This window comes from Maribellus luteus (assembly GCF_003576475.1).
Taxonomy (GTDB): Bacteria; Bacteroidota; Bacteroidia; order Bacteroidales; family Prolixibacteraceae; genus Draconibacterium; species Draconibacterium luteum.
Genome location: NZ_QWGR01000277.1, coordinates 1 through 521, shown reverse-complemented (window position 1 = coordinate 521; position 521 = coordinate 1). Strand labels below are relative to the sequence as shown.

The 521-nt window shown below is 66.0% G+C and carries 1 protein-coding gene; it reads left to right on the top strand.

Translation table 11 applies throughout. From position 1 onward, the window contains the following. On the top strand, positions 1-521 hold a 521-nt coding region (locus D1614_RS28890), incomplete at both ends, for a type IV secretory system conjugative DNA transfer family protein (protein ID WP_162304629.1).

Genomic DNA, 521 nt, shown 5'->3' with positions numbered 1-521 from the left:
CGCGGCGAATGGGAGGTCCGCGACGTTCAGAACATCGCCGATATCCTTGTCGACCCCGAAGGCTCATTGGAGAAGCGCAATCACTGGGAAAAGACCAGCCATGCGCTGCTGGTCGGCGCGATCCTCCATGTCCTCTACGCGGAAGGGGAAAAGACGCTCGCTGGCGTCGCCGCATTCCTCTCCGATCCGAAGCGGCCGATCGAGTCTACGCTCGCCGCGATGATGAAGACCGCGCATCTCGGTGAAGCCGGGCCGCTCCCCGTCATCGCCAGCGCCGCGCGCGAGCTGCTCAACAAATCCGACAACGAACGCTCCGGCGTGCTCTCGACAGCCATGTCGTTCCTCGGCCTCTATCGCGATCCCGTCGTCGCGGAGGTGACGCGCCGCTGCGACTGGCGCATCGCTGACATTGTCGGCGCCCGCCAGCCGACCAGCCTCTACCTCGTCGTGCCGCCGTCGGACATCGCCCGGACCAAGCCGCTCATCCGCCTCATCCTCAACCAGATCGGCCGGCGCCTGAC